Origin of the sequence: Frateuria defendens (genome assembly GCF_001182895.1) — a bacterium.
GTDB classification, from domain to species: Bacteria; Pseudomonadota; Gammaproteobacteria; order Xanthomonadales; family Rhodanobacteraceae; genus Frateuria_B; species Frateuria_B defendens.
Map to the genome: position 1 here is coordinate 1 of NZ_LFQR01000008.1, position 18,000 is coordinate 18,000.

Genomic DNA, 18,000 nt, shown 5'->3' on the forward strand with positions numbered 1-18,000 from the left:
GCGCCGCGACGGCCTCGCCCGCCTGCAGGCCCAGCGCGGCGCGGTGGACGTGGAGGCGCTGAGCCGCCAGGTCGAGGAGGGCCGCAGCCGCCAGGCCGAGCTGCGCCTGGAGGGCACGCGCGAGCGCCAGCGCGCCGGCGAGATCGCCGCGCAGCTCGCGGCGCTGAGCGGCGGCGGGCGCATCGTCGAGCCCTTCGAGCGCGACTTCCGCGCCGCGCTGGAGCGCGCCGGCATCGCGCACCACGTGCTCACCGAGCTGGTAGAGATCGCCGACCCGCCGTGGGCGACGGCGGTGGAGGCGGTGCTCGCGCCGTACCGTCACCTGATCGTGCTGGAAAACCCCAAGGATGCCCGCGCCGCATGGCAGCTTGGCGAGCAGATGCAGTACCGCCACTTCGTGGTGGCCGACCGCGCGCCCGTGCCCCGCGCCACGCCGGGCTCGCTGCTCGACGTGGTGAACTTCTCCGCCGAGCCGCCCGAGTGGCTGCCGCGCCAGCTCGACCGCCTGCGGCGCGTGGCCGACACCGCCGAGGGCAGCCGCCAGCCCAAGGGCCAGGACTGGATCACCGCCAAGGGCTACCTGCGCGAGCATCGCGGTGCCCGCCAGATCGGCGGTGGCGCGCAGCACTTCGGCGCCGGCGCCCGCCAGGGCCGGCTCGCCGCGCTCAAGGCCGAGCAGGCCACGCTGGCCCAGCGCGAGCAGTCGCGCCAGGCCGAGCTGGCCGCGCTGAGCCGTCAGGTGGATGCCGACCAGTCGCGCCTGCTCGGGCTCGACGCCGGCCAGGAGCTGGTCACCCGCGCCGCCGAGTTCGCCGATGCCGCCGCGCGCCTGCCGGCCCTGCAGCAGGCCGCCGCCGACGCGGCCGCCGCGCTCGCCGAGGCCCGCGCCGCGCTCACCGCCGCGCTCGACCGCGACAAGGCCGATAGCGTCGCCACCGCCAAGCGCGAGGGCGAGATCAAGGCCCTGGCCGACGAACTGCGCGAGCGCGGCCAGCAGGTCGAGGTGGAACGCCGTGCCCTGGTCCAGCGCATCCTCGACTTCCGCCGCCGCCGCGCGCAGATGCCGCCGGCCTGGCGCACCGCCGCCGCGCTGCACGCGGCGCGCGAGGAGTTCGAAAGCGCCTCGGCGGTGCGGCGCGAGATGGAGCGCATCGACCGGCGCATCGAACTGGGCGACTTCATCCAGGACGACGCCTGCGTGCCGCTGCGCGACAAGATCGCTGCCGACCACGCGGGCCTGGAGAACGCCATCGCCCGCCGCGAGGCCCACCTCAACCACGCCCGCCGCCTCACCGAGGAGGCGCGCGGCGCCTACATCAACGTGCTGCGCGCCACCGTGCGCCGCTACAAGAAGAACCTCGCCGCGCTCGGTGAGCTGGCCGGCATCGGCGTGGACGTGGAGATGCCCGAGCTGGCCAACGACGATGTGGCCCTGGCCCAGGCCGGCCTCACCGTGCGCTTCGACTTCGACCGCAAGGGCTGGATCGGCCTCGACGACGGCGAAGCCTCCGGTGGACAGCAGGTGATGAAATCCCTGCTGCTCCTGGTCGCCCTGCTGCGCGACGAGGACCAGCCCGGCGGCTTCGTCTTCATCGACGAGCCCTTCGCCCACCTGGACGTCTTCAACATCGAGAAGGTCGGCCGCTTCCTCCGCTCCACCGACGCCCAGTACATCCTCACCACCCCCATCACCCACAACCTCAACGTGTTCGAGCCGTCCGACTGCGTGCTGGCGACCAGCAAGCGGCGTGGGGGGAGTGCCTGGGCGGAGCCGGTGGCGGTGTTGAAGCGCAGGCGGGAGGAGAAGGCGGCTTGATAGGCGCCTCAACCGGGTCTTTCGGTCTTCCGGTCATTCCCTAGGGGGCGCTGACAGCACTGCCTACCTCTGCAGAGCTGTGCCCTGTGTCTGCTGCTGATTCTGTGCCTGCGCTGACTGCTGCGTTTGTTGAAGCTGGGCATCCTGGAACTGCTGCATGGCTTGGGGCCACCGCGCGCCGCGAGGGCGTGCGCTTCCTCACCCGCTCGCGGCTGTTCGCCGACGAGGAAGGGCGGCGTTGAAGGCGGGGCGCTGGGATGCGCCGGCTTGAGCGCCTGCCCCGTGCTTCCAACGGCATCGGCGCAACGAGCATGGCGCACCACGCCTCGCTTCCTCTCCCCTCCGGGGAGAGGACCGAGGTGAGGGGCAGGCGCGGTGACGCCTGTTCGAAGTAAGGGCGCCGCGGCTGTGTCCTATCCCAGGCGGGGAGGGAGCAGCCTGCGGCGAGCTTGGCGTGTGCGTTCTGCCTTCTCTCCGGGCAGGGGGCTGCCGCCCGCCAGCTATCCGTAACTTGCCCGCGAGATGACCTGGGTCAACATCGCCCCCGGCCCCCGGCGCCATCCTGTCGCGGTTATCCACGCAGCAGGGCACGCGCATGCAACGAACGATGAAGGCCGCGGTGGTCACCGCGTTCGGCCAGCCGCTGGAGATCCGCGAGGTGGCGGTGCCGCGTCCCGGCCCTGGCGATCTCCTGGTCAAGATCGAGGCCTGCGGCGTCTGCCACACCGACCTGCACGCGGCCGGGGGCGACTGGCCGGTGAAGCCCAACCCGCCCTTCATTCCCGGCCACGAGGGCGTGGGCCACGTGGTGGCGGTGGGTGCGGGCGTCACCCACGTGAAGGAGGGCGACCGTGTGGGCATTCCGTGGCTGTACTCCGCCTGCGGCCACTGCGAGCACTGCCTGGGCGGCTGGGAGACGCTGTGCGAGTCGCAGCGCAACGCCGGCTACTCGGTCAACGGCGGCTTCGCCGAATATGCGCTGGCCGACGCGAACTACGTCGGCCGCCTGCCGGACAACGTGGGTTTCGTGGGGATCGCGCCGGTGTTGTGCGCGGGCGTCACCGTGTACAAGGGCCTCAAGGTCACCGACACGCGGCCGGGCAACTGGGTGGTGATCTCCGGCGTCGGCGGCCTCGGCCACATGGCCGTGCAGTACGCCCGCGCCATGGGCCTCAACGTGGCCGCGGTGGACGTGGACGACGCCAAGCTGGCGCTGGCGAAGAAGCTCGGCGCGGCGATCACCGTCAACGCCACGGCCACCGACCCGGCCGCCTACCTCAAGCGGGAGATCGGCGGCGCCCACGGCGCGCTGGTGACGGCGGTGTCGCCCAAGGCCTTCGAGCAGGCGCAGGGCATGGTCCGCCGCGGCGGCACGGTGTCGCTCAACGGCCTGCCGCCGGGGAGCTTCCCGCTCGACATCTTCGGCATGGTGATCAACGGCATCACCGTGCGCGGCTCCATCGTCGGCACGCGGCTGGATTTGCAGGAGGCGCTGGACTTCGCCGGCGAAGGCAAGGTCGCCGCCACCGTCAGCACCGACAAGCTGGACAACATCAACGACGTCTTCGCACGCATGCGCGCGGGCCAGATCGAGGGCCGCGTGGTGCTCGACTTCGCTGCCTGATCCGGGCGGCCACGGTTACAGGGGGCGCTACGCCCGGCGGTGGTTCGGACAGGGGCCACCGCCGGGCGGGAGCGTTTTCGGGCGGGCCGCACGGGCCGTGCCGGTGCATCGGCCTCGGCGACGCTGCACCCTCGACGACGGCGCCGCCGTGCCCGCCTGCGCTCAGAGTCTGTTGAGGAACAACGCGGGCTACTGGGAGATCGTGAACAGGCTCTCAGGCCGGACGCCCGTGCAGCACCCGCGCCGGCAGCATCAGCAGCGCGCCGAGGAAGGCGAACACCGCGCTCACCGTGATGCCCACCAGCCGCAACGGCAGGCACAGCAGCCACACGATGGGATAGAGCAGCAGCGCCAGCAGTGCGAGCGGCCAGCACACCACCAGCAGCAACAGCCAGAGCAGGAAGCCGACCATGGGCGTTCTCCCGGAGAGGGACCGGCGCCCACGATAGCGCGCGTCCCCCGCCGCCGCAGGTGCCGCAGGTCATGGCCGGGTGCGGCCGTCCTGGGGCTTTCGCTCGGCCGGCGGCGGCAAGGCAGCTCGCGAGGCGGGCGCGGCATCGCCCGTGCTGTAAGGAGCGTGCCTTGCGCGCGACAAGCCGACGTAGCGGCGGGGGCATGGCGCCGCGGTCGCGCGCCAGGCGCGGTCCAGCTTCGATGCCTTTCGGCGGCAAGATCTGACAGGCTCTCAGCCAAACGGCCGCACCCCGATCAGCCAGCCATGCAGCAGAAAGGCGAACAGCGCCCAGGCGGCGACGCCGATGACCACGGCGAGCACGTCGCCGCGCGCGGTGCCGGCCGGGTAGACCGTGCCCGCCAGCCGGTCGCGCCGCCGCGAGCCCGCGTAGAGCACGATGGCCCACAGCAGGAAGGCGCCGAACAGCACCACGTCGCGCAGCATGCCGGCGGCGAGCAGGTGGCCGAAGGCCCAGGCCTTCACGCCCAGCACCATCGGGTGCCCGAGCTTGGCCTTGATATGGTTGCCCGGCACGTAGGCCGCCGCGAGCAGCACGAAGGCGACCAGGGTGAACAGTGCATTGAGGTGCACCAGCCACATCGGCGGCGCGTACAGCAGCACCGGCGTGCGCCGCGCCATGCCGAAGCCGACCACGATCAGCACGAAGCCGACGATCGACACCAGCGAGTACAGGCCCTTCCATTTCATCTCGCCCCAGGCCGCCAGCTGGCGTGCCCGCCAGCCGTTGGCGAACAGCCGCAGCGAATGCAGGCCGAGAAAGATCACGAGACCGAGGATCAGCACGGGCATGGCGGCGGCTCCGGGGCGGGTGTGGCGCGAGTATAGGCGCGCCCGCGGCGGCGCCGCGCCATCCGGCGGGCGAAACGCGCCGCCTGCCCATGATCACCCCCTAGGCGTTGCCGCTGTTGTAAGGAGCGCGTCTTGCGCACGACCGCGGCGCCACGGTGCTCTGCTACGGCGCGGAGCTGTCGCGCGCAAGGCGCGCTCCTGTGAAACGAAAGCGCAAGCCGCCCCTCGGAGCGCGGTCCACGAGGTCTGCTTGATCTTCTGCATGGGGATTTCCGTCTTGACGCTCTGCACCACGGCAAGGCGGGTCAGGGGGGGAGCTGGAACTGGCGGTAGGCGTCCAGGTCCGCCACCACCACGCGCAGGAGGAAGTCGCAGTCACCGGCCATCAGGTAGCACTCGGTCACCTCCGGCATGTCGCGCACGGCGGCGATGAAGCTGTCCACGGTGTCCTCGTCCTGCCCGCGCAGCCACATCCGTGCGAACACGGTGAGCCCGGCGCCCATCTTGGCGGGTTGAGCTGCGCCACGTAGCGCTCGATGACGCCCGATTCCTCCAGCAAGCGCACGCGGCGCAGGCAGGGCGAGGGCGAGAGGCCGACGCGCTTGGCCAGCTCCACGTTCTGCAGGCGCCCGTCTTCCTTCGGCGCGTTCAGGATGCGGCGGTCGATCTTGTCGAGTCGGGTAGGCATCCGGCGCTAGCTCGGCCCGCGCGAAAAACGCGGGCCCGCGAAATTGGCCTGGGCTGCCGCGATGGGAGCACAAGGCGGATGCCTGCGCCAATTTTCCCCGTCCCGGCCTGGAAGTTGGCAACAACATGCCGCGCCGCTTGGCTTACGATGCTCCCCATCGGCGCGCGGCGCCGCTTCAGGCAGGCGATGGGGGCTGACATGGGCAACGACGGGGCACCGATCTGGTCGATCGAGCGCAATGCGAATTCCACCTCGGCGCAGGAGCGCGCGCGCCTGCTCGAGAACCCGGCCTTCGGCCGCGTGTTCACCGACCACATGGCGACCATCCGCTACGCGGAAGGGCGCGGCTGGCACGACGCGAAGATCGGGCCGCGCCAGAGCCTCGCGCTCGATCCGTCCACGCTGGTGCTGCACTACGCGCAGGAAATCTTCGAGGGCATGAAGGCCTATCGCCTCCCCGACGGCGGCGCGGCGCTGTTCCGCCCCGAGGCCAACGCCCGCCGCTTCCAACACTCTGCCCGGCGGCTCGCGATGGCGCCGCTGCCGGAGGCGCTGTTCCTCGAATCCGTGCGCGAACTGGTCCGCGTGGACCGGGACTGGATCCCCGCGGGGGAGGGCTCGGCGCTCTACCTGCGGCCCTTCATGATCGCCACCGAGGTGCTGCTCGGCGTGAAGCCTTCGGCCGAATACCTCTACGGCGTCATCGCGGCGCCGGTGGGGGCCTACTTCAAGGGCTCCTCGCCGGCGGTGACGATCTGGGTGTCCGACACCTACACGCGCGCGGCCCCGGGCGGCACGGGCGACGCCAAGTGCGGCGGCAACTACGCCGCCAGCCTCGCCGCGCAGGCCGAGGCCACGCGCGAGGGCTGCGACCAGGTGGTGTTCCTCGACGCGGTGGAGCGGCGCTGGGTGGAAGAGCTCGGCGGCATGAACGTGTTCTTCGTGTTCGACGACGGCTCGCTGCAGACGCCGCCGCTGAGCGGCACCATCCTGCCCGGCATCACCCGCGACTCGCTGATCACCCTGGCCCGCGGCATGGGCCTCGAAGTGCGCGAGGCGCCCTACTCGATCGACGACTGGCAGGCCGACGCGGCCAGCGGCCGGCTGCGCGAGGCCTTCGCCTGCGGCACCGCCGCCGTGGTCACGCCCATCGGCCAGGTGAAGGGGCGCCGCCACGCCTTCACCATCGGCGACGGCGGGGCCGGCGCGGTGACCGCCCGCCTGAAGGCGGCGCTGCTGGACATCCAGCAGGGGCGCGCGCCGGACGCGCACGGGTGGATGGATCGGCTGTTCTGAGCACGTCGTACTTCATGGCGCCTGGCTGCGGTCTCGTGGTCGAAACCTGCCGGATGCGATGTAGGCGCACACCTCGTGCGCGACCAGCCTACGCAGCGGTTATGCCGTCGCGCGGCGGTCGCGCGCAAGGCGCGCTCCTACACAGGGGCGATGAGACTTTTTGGACGTCTGGACGTCCGATGGGTTGGCGTCGGCGTCCGCGGCCTGCCGCCGCGCCGCCTCACGTCCGCTCGATCACCCGCTGGAACGGCGGCAGCGCCCGCAGCATGGTGCTGCCGTAGCGCTTGGTGACCACGCGGCGGTCGAGCAGTACGATGCGGCCGCGGTCGGCCTCGGTGCGGATCAGGCGGCCGCAGTACTGGATGAGGAGGCGCGTGGCTTCCGGCACGCTCACTTCGAGGAAAGGGTTGCGGCCGCGCGATTCCAGCCACTCCGCGTAGGTGGCGCCCACCGGGTCGGTGGGCACGGCGAAGGGCAGCTGGGTGATCACCACCGTCTCGCAGAGCTTGCCGGGCAGGTCCAGGCCCTCGCCGAAGGAGGCGAGGCCGAACAGGGTGCTGCCCTTGCCGGCTTCCACGTCCGCGGTGTGCTCGGCTACCAGCTGCGCCTTGCCCAGCGAGCCCTGCGCGCGCACCTTGCGCACCTTGTCCAGCGGCAGCTTCTGCAAGACGCGGTCGAGCTTGGCGCGCGAGGTGAACAGCACCAGGTTGCCGGCGCTCCAGTCCAGGTGTTCGGCCAGCCAGTCGCAGATGGCTTGCGCGTGCGCCTCGCGCGCGTCGGGCAGCGCGGCGAGCGCGGGCACTTCCAGCCGTGCCTGGCTGGCGAGGTCGAAGGGCGAGGGCAGACTGAGCGTGGCGGCCTCGTCGGGCAGGCCCACGGCGTCGGCGAAGCCGCGGAAGTTGCCGCCCGCGCTCAGCGTGGCCGAGGTCATCACGCTGGCGCTGGCGTTGCCCCACAGCACGCTGCGCAGCAGGCTGGCGGCGGATACCGACGAGGCGTGGCAGACCAGGTGGCGCTCGGGCGTGAGGCTCACCCAGCGCGCCAGCGGCGGCGCGTGCTCGGGGTCGTCGGTGGTCCAGGCCAGCCAGGTGCTGACCTGGCGGTCGATGCGTTCCAGCCCCATGCCCAGCTCGCGCGCGAGCGCCTCCTGGGTGGGGCCGCCTTCGCTCATCTCGGCCACCGCGCGGCGCACCGCGCCCAGCCAGCGCTGGATCTCGGCGCTCAGCGCGTAGAGCGCGCCGGCGTGCATTACCCACGCCTCGGGCAACTGGCCGAGCGAGCCGCGGTAGACCGGCTCGCGCTCGTCCGGGTCGGGCTGCCAGGCGAGGCGGATGTCGCGCTCCAGCGCTTCCAGGCCGTCGGAGAGTTCCTGCAGCTTGGCGTCGCCGGCATCCAGCGCGAGCTTGCCCAGCACCTCCTTGTCGGTGAGCGAATAGGCCGCGTGCACCTGCCGGCCGAGGCGGCTCAGCTGGCGCACGGCCGCGTTGAGGTGCACCTCCGAGGCGCCGCGGTCCACCGCCTTGCCCGGCACGTGGTGGGCCTCGTCGAACACGTACAGCGTCTCCTCCGGCTTGGGCAGGATCACGCCGCCGAAATTCTCCTGCCCGTTGGGCATGGTGAGGTCGGCCAGCACCAGGTCCTGGTTGGCCACCACGATCTCGGCGTCGCCGATGGCGCGCCGCGCGGCGAACAGCGGGCAGGCGGAGAAGTGCGCGCAGCGGCGGCCGGTGCAGCCGCCGGCGGTGGTGGTGACCATCGGCCGCAGGAAGTCGCTGACCGCATCGGGCGCGGCGTCGATGTCGCCGTTCCACTCGCCGCGCTCGAACGCGCCGGCGAGCCGGCCGAGCGCCTGCCGGTCGCGCTCGGCCGGCGGCTTGGACCACAGCGCGAGGTCGGCATCCAGGCCCAGGCCGAGCTGCGCCGATTCCTGCACGCTGGCCGCGGCCATGCGCAGGTTGCGCATGCACAGGTAGCGGCCCATGCCCTTGGCCAGCGCCACCTTGGCGTGGGTGCCGGTGAGCTTCAAATAGAGCGGGATGTCGCGTTCCACCAGCTGCTCCTGCAAGGCCACCGTGGCGGTGGCGATCAGCAGCTTCTTCTTCTGTGCGCGGGCCACCGCGTGGCCGGCGATCAGGTAGGCCATGGACTTGCCGGTGCCGGTGGGCGCCTCGATGGCGGCGGCGCCGCCTTCCAGCGCCAGCGCCTTGGCCACCTCGGCGATCATGCGCGCCTGCGCGGGGCGGGGGCGGAAGCCGGGCAGGCCTTCCTTGAGGCGCGCGTAGGTGGCGCGGATGGCGTCCTTGGTGTCGTCGGTCAGCATGATCCGGCCATTGTCCCATGACCGGATGACTGGCCGCCGCGCTGCGGCCTCGTGGCCGGCAGGACCGGCGGCGTGGCCGCCGAGGCTAGCGATACGCCCGCGCAGGGTGACGCGGGGTGCGCCGCGGGTGCCCACCGGCGGCAGTTTGCGCCGCCAGCACGCCGAGCAGCTCGGCGCCGGAGGCGGCCGGATGGGCCAGCACGTAGCGCTGGCGGGCGCCCTGCGGATGCAGGCGGGCAGCGGCCCGGCACAGCTGGCCGTCCGAGGCCACCAGCACGGGGTGGCCGTACAGTGGATCGCGGGCGCTCACCTGCACGCGCTGGCCATGGTCTGGCCCGCCGGCGATGATGCAGTCGTAGGTCGCTTGCATGGCGGATTCCCCCACGCGGCTCGAATGGCGGGGAGCCATGCAGGGAACTCGCCAGAACGAGCGGTGATGCGTGATGCGCATCACGTTTCCGTGATGTGCCGTTACTTGTATGGCGCCGCTACGGGAGGTTCGCGGACGGAACGGCGGTGTCGTGTCCTGTTTGCACAGGCATCGCCGTTGCCCGCTATCCGGTGCGGCGCTGGGGCGGCTTCAGCCCGCCGCCTCGGCCGCGATCTTGCGCAGCGCCTCGGCGAATACCTCCGGCGGCTGGCCGCCCTGGATCAGGTAGCGCCCGTTGACGATCACCGAGGGCACCGAGTGGATGCCCTGCGCCTGGTAGTGGCGCTCCTGCTGGCGCACCTCTTCCGCGTAGCGGCCTTGCTCCAGCACCGCGCGCGCCTGCGCCGGGTCGAGGCCGGCCTTGGCCGCGGCCTCCGCCAGCACCGCGTGCGCGCTGATGTCCTGCCCCTCGGTGAAGTAGGCGCCGAGCAGCGCGTGCTTCAACTCGCGCTCGCGGCCTTCGAGCCCGGCCCAGTGCAGCAGGCGGTGCGCGTCGAAGCTGTTGTAGGTGCGCTGGCGCTTGTCGAGGTCGAAGGCGAAGCCCACCGCCGCGCCGCGCTCGGCCAGCACGTCCTGGTTCTGCTTGAGCTGCGCGGGCGTGAGGCCGTACTTGCGCGAGAGGTGTTCGGCGATGTCCTCGCCCGCCGGCCCCATGCCGGGGTTGAGCTCGAAGGGCTGGAAGTGCAGTTCGGCCTGCAGCTCGCCCTTCACGTCCTCGAGCGCGCGCTCGAGGGCGTTCAGGCCCACGGCGCACCACGGGCATACCACGTCGGAGACGAAGTCGATCTGGAGGTTCGCAAGCGGCGTGGACATGGCGCAGGCCTTATCGGAGGGCGGGGCTCACGATGTGCTGCCGCAGCCTGCGCAAATCAAGCCGGCAGGTCGACCGCCGCGCCGGCGATCGCCAGCGCCACCGCCTCCGCCACGCGGATGCCGTCCACGCCGGCGGAGAGGATGCCGCCGGCATAGCCCGCGCCTTCGCCGGCGGGGTAGAGGCCGCGGGTGTTGAGGCTTTGCAGGCCCTCGCCGCGGCGGATGCGCACGGGCGAGGAGGTGCGCGTCTCCACGCCGGTGAAGATCGCATCATGGCGGTCGAAGCCGCGCAGCTTGCGGCCGAAGGCGGGCATCGCCTCGCGGATGGCTTCGATGGCGTAGCCGGGCAGGGCGCCGTCCAGCGAGCCCAGCGTCACGCCGGGCTTGAACGAGGGCTGCACCTCGCCGAGTGCCTGCGAGGCGCGGCCGGCCACGAAGTCGCCCACCAACTGCGCGGGCGCGTTGTAGTCGCCGCCGCCCAGCTCGAAGGCGCGGCTCTCCAGCGCGCGTTGCAGGGCGATGCCGGCGAGCGGGTGCACATTGTCGATGTTCGATGCCGGGTCGAACGGCACGAAGTCGGCCGGCTCGATGCCCACCACGATGGCGGCGTTGGCGTTGCGCTCGTTGCGCGAGTACTGGCTCATGCCGTTGGTGACCACGCGGCCGGGCTCGCTGGTGGCCGCCACCACGGTGCCGCCGGGGCACATGCAGAAGCTGTACACGCCGCGGCCGTTCTTCGCGTGGTGCACCAGCTTGTAGTCGGCCGCGCCCAGCAGCGGGTGGCCGGCCTGCGGGCCGAAGCGGGCGCGGTCGACCATCGACTGCGGGTGCTCCACGCGAAAGCCGATGGAGAACGGCTTGGGTTCCAGGTACACGCCGCGCGCGTGCAGCATGGCGAAGGTGTCGCGCGCGCTGTGGCCGAGCGCCATCACCACGTGGTCGCTGCGCAGCGTCTCGCCGCCCGCCAGCGCCACCCCGCGCACGTGGCGCGCGCCGTCGGCATCGGTCTCCACGATGAGGTCTTCCACGCGCTGGCCGAAGCGGATCTCGCCGCCCAGCGCCTCGATGTCGGCGCGCATGGTCTCGATCATCGACACCAGGCGGAAGGTGCCGATGTGGGGCTTGCTGACGTAGACGATCTCCGCCGGCGCGCCGGCCTTGACGAACTCGGTGAGCACCTTGCGGCCGTAGTGCTTCGGGTCGGAGATCTGGCTGTAGAGCTTGCCGTCGGAGAAGGTGCCGGCGCCGCCCTCGCCGAACTGCACGTTGGACTCGGGGTGCAGGGTGCGCTTGCGCCACAGGTCCCAGGTGTCGCGGGTGCGCTCGCGCACCGCCTTGCCGCGTTCGAGCACGATCGGCCGGAAGCCCATCTGCGCCAGCACCAGCGCGGCGAACAGCCCGCACGGGCCGAAGCCCACCACGACCGGGCGGTGCGCCGGCGCGGACGCGGCCTGGGCGACGAAGCGGTAGGTGGTGTCGGGTGTGGCGGTCACGTCCTTGTCGCCGGCGAAGCGCGCGAGCAGGGCGGCCTCGCCCTCCACCTCCACGTCCAGCGTGTAGATCAGCGCGATGGCGCCGCGCCGGCGCGCGTCGTAGCCGCGGCGGAACACGCTGTAGCCGCGCAGCGCCGTGTCCTTCACGCCGAGCTTGTGGCGGATCGCGGCGGCGATGGCCTCCTCGGGGTGGTCGAGCGGCAGCTTGATGTCGGTGAGGCGCAGCATGGGCGAAGCGGGTGGCGGGCAAAGCGCGATTCTCGCATGGCGCGGGCGCCGCGGCCGCCTGCACGTGCCGGATACGCGCCTGTCACGGTCCCGAAACTAGTGTCGTAGGCCGCGATGGCGGAGGCGGCGGACGGCCGCGATGTGCGGCTCGCCGCCGCCACCCCGCCGGCGCGCTTCCGGCGGCCGGTCGGGTGCATGCCTCGCGCGGGCCGGCGGCCCGCGGGCGACACGGAGGCCTCGATGAAGAAGCGGGCGGTGTACAGCACGAGGGATGTCCAGGCGGCCGCGGCGGCCGTCTCGGCGGCGCGGCAGGCCGGCGTCGAGAACAAGAACATCTCGATGGTGGCGCGCTCGGACATCGCGATGGAGAAGATTCCCGAGGACTACGAGCGCGGCGGCGACGATTTTTACCCCGCCGCGATCAAGGGCACGCTGGGCGGCGGCGCGGCCGGCCTGCTGGCCGGCATCGTGGCGGCGTCGCTGCCGGCGCTGGATCTCGGCTTCGCCGCCGTGGTGGTCGCCACGCTCGCCGGCGCCGCGCTCGGCGCCTGGGCGACCTCGCTGTCGGGCAGTGTGGTGCCCGATGCGGTGCGGCGCAAGTTCGAGGGCGAGATCGAGGCCGGGCGCATCCTGGTGGTGATCGACGGCAACGCAGCGCAGCTCGCCGCGGCCGACCGCGCCATCGTCGAAACCGGCGCGGTGCGGCTGCCGTTCGACAAGCCGAGCTTCATGAGTTGAGCGGGGCGGGCATCGCGGTGCGATGCGAAGGCGCGGACGATGCGCGCTTCGCACGGCGCACGCCATCGCGCCCATCGCCCGTCGACGCGGCATGCAGCGGACTTTGACGGCCTGTCCACGCCGTCGCTGGGATGGTGCGGGAAACGGGCGCGCGAGGCGTCCGCGATGTTTTGCCGGAGGATTTCGACGATGCCCGAGAAACGCACCCGCCAGGCCGCCGCCCGCGACAAGCGCGAAGGCAAGGCGCCCAGCACCCAGGCCGGCGAATTCGTGCACGAGGAGATCGAGCACGTGCGCGAAGGCAAGCACGGCGCCCGCTCCACCAGGCAGGCGATCGCCATCGGCCTGTCCAAGGCCCGCCGCGCCGGCGTCAAAGTGCCGGTGAAGAAGACCGCCAGCAAGGCCGTGCGCAAACGCGCCGCGCGCGACGAGGCGGCCGGCGAGCACCCGCACAAGCCCTCGGCCCGCCGCGCCCGCGCCACCGCCGGCGCACTCAAGCGCGAAGGCCACGGCGCGGCGTCGGCGAAGGCGCTGTCCTCGCAGGCCAAGCAGAGCGCCGCCAAGCGCAGCGCCGGCTCGCGCTCGGCCGCGGCGAAGAAGGCGGCCCGCACCAAGGGCACCGCCGGCCGCTCCGCGGCCGCCAAGAAGGCCGCACGCACGCGGGCGCGCCGCGGGGCGGGTTGAGCGCGGTTTGCGGCGCCGACGGTGAAGGGCCGCACCTGTGGAGCGCGCCTTGCGCGCGACCGCGACGTGGCGGCATCACCAGCTGCGCTGGTCGCGCGCAAGGCGCGCTCCTTACAGAAGGCGTGGCTGCCCGCGCGGATCAGGCCGGCCCGAGGAAATCCGACTTGCCCAGTTCCGCCCCGCTCTGGCGCAGGATCGCGTAGGCCGTGGTGCAGTGGAAGAACAGGTTGGGGATGACGAAGTGCAGCAGGTAGGCCTCGCCTTCCAGGTCCAGTTCGCTGCCGCGCATCTTGAGGTGGATCGCGCGCCGCTCGCTGCCGTCGATCTGCTCGGGCGTGAAGCTCTTGAGGTAGTCCACGGTGCGGTCGAGGCGCGTGTACAACTGCTCGAACGTGGCCTCCTCGTCGGGCACCGACGGCGGCTCCAGGCCGGCGAGGCGCGCCGCGCCGCGGGTGACCATGTCGGTGGCGATCTGCACCTGCCGCCGCAGCGGGTGCATGTCGGGGATCAGCCGCGTTTCGAGCAGCACGGCATCGCTGACGCCCTTCGCCTGCGCATGCGCCTGGCCTTTCCCGAGCACGTGGCGCAGGTTGCCGAGGGTGCGGATGAATACCGGCACGGCGGCCTGGTACATGGAAAGCGTCATGAGTGGTGCTCCGTAGAGGAAGAAGAGGGAAGGCCGGCCATCGGCGTGGCCGAGGCGGGCGGTTCGCCGCACGGCAGCTCAGGCACGGCGCCCGCCTCGCCCGGCTGCTCGGCGGCCAGGTGGCGGGTGGCCCAGGCGGCGATGGCATAGCCGGCCAGCAGCAGCACGGCGGCCAGCACGAAGGGCAGGCCGGGCAGGTGCCAGGGCGCGCCCGGCGCGATCGACCAGGCGAACACCTGCGCGAACAGGTACGGCCCGAAGATGCCTGCGAAGCTGCCCAGGCTGGTGATGGCGCCCTGCAGGCGGCCCTGCTCGGTGGGGTCGACCTGGTGCGTCATGATCGACTGGATCGGCGGGCCCGAGAGCCCCCACAGCGCCATCAGCGGCACGCCGAGCAGGAACACCCAGCCGGTGCCGGCCAGCCCCATCAGCAGGAACGCGCCCACGCCGCAGGCCATGCCGGCCAGCAGCACGCGGCGCTCGCCGTAGCGCGGCGCCAGGCGGCCGGTGAGGAAGGCCTGCACCGAGCCGTCGCAGGCGCCCACCAGCATCAGCACGAAGCCCACTGCCTGCGCGCCCCAGTGGTAGCGGTAGTCCGCGTACAGCACGAAGGTGGTCTGGAGCACGTAGTGGGCGAGGTAGACCAGGAACATCACGACCGCCAGCTCCAGCACCTGCGGGTAGCGTTTGAGCAGCTTGAGCGAGCCGAGCGGGTGCGCGCTGTGCAGCTCGAAGCGCGGCGTGCGGCGCTCCGATGGCAGCGACTCGGGCAGCACGAAGAAGCCGTAGAGGAAGTTGCACAGCGCCAGCCCCGCCGAGACCCAGAACGGCAGGCGCAGCGAGATGTCGCCGAGGAAGCCGCCCAGCCCCGGCCCCACGATGAAGCCCAGCCCGAAGGCGCCGCCGAGCATGCCGTAGGCGGCGGCGCGCTGCTCCTTGGGCGTGATGTCGGCGATGTAGGCGTTGGCGGTGGTGAAGCTGGCCGCGGTGATGCCCAGTACCACGCGCGCCACGAACAGCAGCCACAGCGTGGGCGCCAGCGCCAGGATCACGAAGTCGATCGCCAGGCCGAGGTTGGAGATCAGGATCACCGGCCGCCGCCCGTAGCGGTCCGACAGCGCGCCCTGCACCGGCGAGAACACGAACTGCACCAGCGCGAACACTGCCGAGAACACGCCCACCCACCACGCCGCCTCGGCGAGGCCGCCGCCGGAGAGCTGCTGGATCAGGTGCGGCAGCACCGGGATCACCACGCCGAACGCCAGCATGTCCAGCAGGATGGTGACGAAGATGAAGGCGACCGCGGCGCGGCGGCGCGGCTCGGTGATGGTGGTGGTCGTGGGCATGACCGTCTGGCGCGGGGGCAGGCCCCGCACGATAGCGGATCGGCCACGGGCGAGCACGCTGCATGGCAGCCTGGCCCGTGCGGGTGGGCGAGAGCGTCGTGTGGAGCGGGCCCGGCCGTGGGTGGGCCGTCGCCGGATGGCCCGGTTGGCGTCGAAGTTTCAGCCAATGTCATCGTCATCCGGGCGAAGGCCGGGGACGCTTCACGGCAGCAATGCCGGTCGTGAGCGATGCCGGCCGCGCTGGCTTGAACCGAAGCCATCGGCGCCGGGCCTCGGCCTTCGCCGGGGCAACGTGCCAAAGCCAGCGTGCAGCGAAGCCCGCCGTCAGCGTGGGCGCCCCATGCCGGATGCCGGCCGGGCGTCGACGTCGATCGGGGCTGGGCGGCCGGTGGCGCCGGTGGCCGTCAAGGCTGCGGTGGCGCCGCCAGTTCCCGCGCGCTCAGGCGGCCGTCGTGGTTGCGGTCGAGCTTGTGGAACTGCCGGCGCAGGTTGGCTTGGTGGGCCTCCAGCGTGACGGCGCGCCCGCGGCCGCCGGGCAGTTCGGATGCCTCCAGCACGCCGTCGCCGTCGGTGTCGAGGCGGGCGAAGCCGGCACTGAGGTAGGCCACGTACTCGGCCTCGTCGAGGCGGCCGTCGCCGTTGCCGTCCAGGCGGGCGAGGTAGTCCGCCGGCGTGCGGGGAAAGCCCTGTGCGATCGCCAGCGCCGGTGCCAGCAGCAGGGCGGCGGCGAGGCGCCGCGGGCTCATCCGCGGTGGTTGCCGATGTCGATGAAGCGCAGGAACTCGGCGCGGGTGCGCGCGTCGTCACGGAACGCGCCGAGCATCTGGCTGGTCACCATCGACACGCCGCGCTTGTGCACGCCGCGGGTGGTCATGCACTCGTGGCTGGCGTCGATCACCACCGCCACGCCCGTCGGCTGCAGGTTCTCCTGGATGCACTGGGCGATCTCGGCGGTGAGCTTTTCCTGCACCTGGAAGCGGCGCGCGTAGGCGTCCACCACGCGGGCGAGCTTGCTGATGCCCACTACGCGGTGGGTGGGGATGTAGCCCACGTGGGCGCGGCCGAGGATCGGCGCCATGTGGTGCTCGCAGTGGCTCTCGAACTCGATGTCGCGCAGCACCACCATCTCGTCGTAGCCGGCCACTTCCTCGAAGGTGCGGCGCAGGTACTCGCCCGGGTCGGTGGCGTAGCCGGAGAACCAGTCGCGGTAGGCCTTCACCACCCGCTTGGGGGTGTCGCGCAGGCCTTCGCGCGTGGGGTCCTCGCCGGCCCAGCGCAGCAGCGTGCGCACGGCCTCCTCGGCCTCCTCGTGGCTGACGGTCGAGGGGTTGGAATCATCGCCCATGCGCGATCCTTAAGGCTGTTTCATCAAGCGGGCTAGTGTAGCGCAGTCGGCCCGCCGGCCCTGCTGTGATGCAGGCGCGGGCCTTGCGTGCGAAAGCCCGCGCGGCGGGGACGCGGCAACGCCCGGTCGCGCGCAAGCGCGCGCCTACAGGCGGCGCAGCAGCTCGCGCGGCACGGCGTCGCGGCCGGGGCGGTAGTCGCCCTGGATGGCGCCGAGCGCACGGGCGAGCGCGCGCTCGGCGATCTCGGCGTGGCGCTGCACCATCGCGTTGACCTTGAGCGGCAGGAAGTCGAGCAGGCGGTCGTTGCCGAAGGTGCCCACGCGCAGCTCGGGCGGCAGGCCCGCGGGCAGCGCCAGCAGCGCGTCCAGCACGCCGCTCAGCAGGGTGTAGGAGGCGGTCACCAGCACGTCGGGCAGGCCGCCTTCCTCCAGCATGCGCCGGCACAGCGCGGCGCCGGTCTTGCGGTCGTAGCGCTCGCCGTTGTACTCGCGCACCCGCATGCCGCGGCCCGCCACCGCGCGGTGGAAGCCCTCGCGGCGCTCGATGGTGGTGTCGATCTCCGGCATGGCGTCGAGCCAGGCGACGCTGGCGAGGCCGGGGGCCAGCAGCGAGCGGGTCAGCGTCTCGGCCGAGACGCGGTCGTCGCTGACCACGCAGGCGAAGCGGCCGGGGTCGAGCGCGCGGTCGAGCGCGATCACCGGCAGGCCGTCGTCCTTGAGCTCGACGTAGAAGGCATCGCCCATCGGCAGCGCGCTGGCCACGATCAGCGCGTCGCAGCCGCGTGCGCGCAGGCCGAGCGCCAGTTCGCGCTCGGTGGCGATGTCGTCGTCGGAGTCGGCGATCAGCAGCTGGTAGCCGTGGCGGCGGCTGCCGCGTTCGAGCAGCTTGGCCAGGCGGGCGTAGCTGGTGTTCTCCAGGTCCGGGATCAGCAGGCCGATGGTGCGGCTCTCGCCACGGCGCAGCGCGGCGGCCTGGGCGTCGATGCGGAAACCGCTCTGGCGCACCACCGCCATCACCTTGTCCACCGTCTCGTCGCTGATCCGCCGCGCGCGCGCCTGGCCATTGATGACGTAGCTGGCGGTGGCGCGCGAGACGCCGGCCAGGCGGGCGATGTCGATCAGTTTCAGGCGGGGTGGCATTTTTTTGCACCGCAGCTTGATTCGAGGCGACAGACAATACAGCATGCCCGGCGTGGTGACACGATTCAGCAAGCGTGCTTCAAGCGTCGCCTGCAACCACTCGAACGCGATGACGGCACCCGCCGCCGA

17 protein-coding genes and 1 pseudogene are annotated in these 18,000 nt (G+C 72.2%); 5 read left to right on the forward strand and 13 right to left on the reverse strand.

Translation table 11 applies throughout. The annotated features are described in order from the left end of the window. A partial coding sequence (locus tag ACH65_RS02540) for an AAA family ATPase (protein WP_049621008.1) occupies nt 1-1,816 on the forward strand: 1,816 nt, incomplete at its 5' end. A 595-nt stretch (nt 1,817-2,411) separates the two neighbouring features. After that, nucleotides 2,412-3,440 carry an alcohol dehydrogenase AdhP gene (gene adhP / locus ACH65_RS02545; protein ID WP_049621009.1) on the forward strand — a complete coding sequence of 343 codons (1,029 nt, stop codon included), beginning with the start codon at nt 2,412-2,414 and terminating at the stop codon, nt 3,438-3,440. A 214-nt stretch (nt 3,441-3,654) separates the two neighbouring features. Here the strand turns inward: adhP and ACH65_RS02550 are convergent, their stop codons facing one another. The 4 genes and pseudogenes from ACH65_RS02550 to ACH65_RS21140 form a co-directional block, all read right to left on the reverse strand. Then, nucleotides 3,655-3,852, reverse strand: a complete 198-nt coding sequence (locus ACH65_RS02550; RefSeq protein WP_049621010.1) for a hypothetical protein — start codon at nt 3,850-3,852, stop codon at nt 3,655-3,657. A 273-nt stretch (nt 3,853-4,125) separates the two neighbouring features. Beyond that, nucleotides 4,126-4,704: an NnrU family protein gene (locus ACH65_RS02555; RefSeq protein WP_049621011.1), complete on the reverse strand. Its 579-nt coding sequence runs from the start codon at nt 4,702-4,704 to the stop codon at nt 4,126-4,128. Nucleotides 4,705-5,009: 305 nt separating this feature from the next. Beyond that, nucleotides 5,010-5,207, reverse strand: coding sequence for an Lrp/AsnC family transcriptional regulator (locus ACH65_RS21135; protein ID WP_272913754.1), 198 nt, complete (start codon nt 5,205-5,207; stop codon nt 5,010-5,012). An 89-nt stretch (nt 5,208-5,296) separates the two neighbouring features. After that, nucleotides 5,297-5,392: pseudogene (locus ACH65_RS21140) on the reverse strand (AsnC family transcriptional regulator); the annotation flags it as partial. 198 nt (nt 5,393-5,590) lie between these two features. On the opposite strand from ACH65_RS21140, the gene ACH65_RS02565 reads away from it, so the two are divergent. Beyond that, nucleotides 5,591-6,688 (forward strand): branched-chain amino acid aminotransferase, encoded by a 1,098-nt coding sequence (locus ACH65_RS02565; protein WP_049621029.1) that lies wholly within the window; start codon nt 5,591-5,593, stop codon nt 6,686-6,688. 220 nt (nt 6,689-6,908) lie between these two features. Here the strand turns inward: ACH65_RS02565 and dinG are convergent, their stop codons facing one another. The 4 genes from dinG to ACH65_RS02585 form a co-directional block, all read right to left on the reverse strand. After that, entirely contained in the window at nt 6,909-9,008 is a 2,100-nt protein-coding gene (gene dinG, locus ACH65_RS02570) for an ATP-dependent DNA helicase DinG (protein ID WP_049621012.1), read from the reverse strand. 85 nt (nt 9,009-9,093) lie between these two features. Continuing rightward, entirely contained in the window at nt 9,094-9,378 is a 285-nt protein-coding gene (locus ACH65_RS02575) for a hypothetical protein (RefSeq protein ID WP_049621013.1), read from the reverse strand. Between the two features lie 210 nt (nt 9,379-9,588). Further along, nucleotides 9,589-10,251 carry a DsbA family oxidoreductase gene (locus tag ACH65_RS02580; protein ID WP_049621014.1) on the reverse strand — a complete coding sequence of 221 codons (663 nt, stop codon included), beginning with the start codon at nt 10,249-10,251 and terminating at the stop codon, nt 9,589-9,591. 56 nt (nt 10,252-10,307) lie between these two features. Continuing rightward, the gene (locus ACH65_RS02585) at nt 10,308-11,972 is read right to left on the reverse strand and encodes an NAD(P)/FAD-dependent oxidoreductase (RefSeq protein WP_049621015.1); all 1,665 of its coding nucleotides are present in this window, start codon (nt 11,970-11,972) and stop codon (nt 10,308-10,310) included. 240 nt (nt 11,973-12,212) lie between these two features. Between ACH65_RS02585 and ACH65_RS02590 the strand changes: the two genes are divergently transcribed. Both ACH65_RS02590 and ACH65_RS02595 read left to right on the forward strand, forming a co-directional pair. Next, entirely contained in the window at nt 12,213-12,710 is a 498-nt protein-coding gene (locus tag ACH65_RS02590) for a hypothetical protein (RefSeq protein WP_049621030.1), read from the forward strand. A 189-nt stretch (nt 12,711-12,899) separates the two neighbouring features. Beyond that, nucleotides 12,900-13,394: a DUF6496 domain-containing protein gene (locus tag ACH65_RS02595; protein ID WP_049621016.1), complete on the forward strand. Its 495-nt coding sequence runs from the start codon at nt 12,900-12,902 to the stop codon at nt 13,392-13,394. Between the two features lie 139 nt (nt 13,395-13,533). On the opposite strand, the gene ACH65_RS02600 is transcribed toward ACH65_RS02595, so the two are convergent. The 5 genes from ACH65_RS02600 to cra form a co-directional block, all read right to left on the reverse strand. Beyond that, nucleotides 13,534-14,040 carry a DUF1993 domain-containing protein gene (locus tag ACH65_RS02600; RefSeq protein WP_049621017.1) on the reverse strand — a complete coding sequence of 169 codons (507 nt, stop codon included), beginning with the start codon at nt 14,038-14,040 and terminating at the stop codon, nt 13,534-13,536. Next, nucleotides 14,037-15,386 (reverse strand): TCR/Tet family MFS transporter, encoded by a 1,350-nt coding sequence (locus tag ACH65_RS02605; RefSeq protein WP_049621018.1) that lies wholly within the window; start codon nt 15,384-15,386, stop codon nt 14,037-14,039. The genes ACH65_RS02600 and ACH65_RS02605 overlap by 4 nt, the downstream gene beginning before the upstream one ends. Before the next feature lie 404 nt (nt 15,387-15,790). Then, nucleotides 15,791-16,132, reverse strand: a complete 342-nt coding sequence (locus ACH65_RS02610) for an EF-hand domain-containing protein (RefSeq protein WP_049621019.1) — start codon at nt 16,130-16,132, stop codon at nt 15,791-15,793. Then, nucleotides 16,129-16,731 (reverse strand): GTP cyclohydrolase I FolE, encoded by a 603-nt coding sequence (folE, locus tag ACH65_RS02615; RefSeq protein WP_049621020.1) that lies wholly within the window; start codon nt 16,729-16,731, stop codon nt 16,129-16,131. The genes ACH65_RS02610 and folE overlap by 4 nt, the downstream gene beginning before the upstream one ends. 144 nt (nt 16,732-16,875) lie before the next feature. Further along, complete coding sequence (gene cra, locus ACH65_RS02620) at nt 16,876-17,871, reverse strand: catabolite repressor/activator (RefSeq protein WP_202594125.1); 996 nt, start codon at nt 17,869-17,871, stop codon at nt 16,876-16,878. Nucleotides 17,872-18,000: the final 129 nt, after the last annotated feature.